1 protein-coding gene is annotated in these 509 nt (G+C 70.1%); it reads right to left on the bottom strand.

Annotation, left to right across the window (positions count from 1 at the left end; genetic code table 11):
• Positions 1-460, bottom strand: a 460-nt coding sequence (locus NX794_RS35820) for a hypothetical protein (protein WP_258783894.1), incomplete at its 3' end; no start/stop codon positions are given.
• Positions 461-509 lie beyond the last annotated feature (49 nt).

Genomic DNA, 509 nt, shown 5'->3' with positions numbered 1-509 from the left:
CGGTGTCGAGGGCCCGGTCGAGGGATTCCTTGCTGTAGTCCACGTCACCGCCGTAGACACCGGATTTGGCGATGTCGCCCCAGCCCTTCTTCTCGACGTCCTCCTCGGAGGCGTACGGATCGCCGACGGCCGCGTTGGCGGCGACCTTGAAGCTGCCCTCCACGTACTGCTCGGTCTCGTAGTACGTCCCCGCGGACAGCCCCGTCTTCACGGCGAACCCGTTGCCCTCGCCGATCAGGGACCGCACCCCCCACTCCCAGCGCTCGCAGAACGACGTGAACTCCCCCGTCAGCCCCTCGTGGCCCAGTTCGAGACCCGACAGGGCGAGGCCGGAGAAGCCGCGCCCGGCGCCGGCCTCACCGACCATGCCCAGCTCCTTCAGCTCGCCCAGCGCCTCGGTCAGCCCCTTGGCGATCAGGTCGAGGCCCCGCGTCTTCAGGTCCTTGCCGTCACCGCTCATGCCGTGCCCCCCGTGTCGGCGTCAGCCTCGACGTCCAGTGCCGCCCCGG

The sequence above is a fragment of the Streptomyces pyxinicus genome (assembly GCF_024753135.1).
Taxonomy (GTDB): Bacteria; Actinomycetota; Actinomycetes; order Streptomycetales; family Streptomycetaceae; genus Streptomyces; species Streptomyces pyxinicus.
The sequence above is the reverse complement of the archived record's forward strand: the minus strand, read 5'-3'. Positions and strand labels throughout refer to the sequence as shown.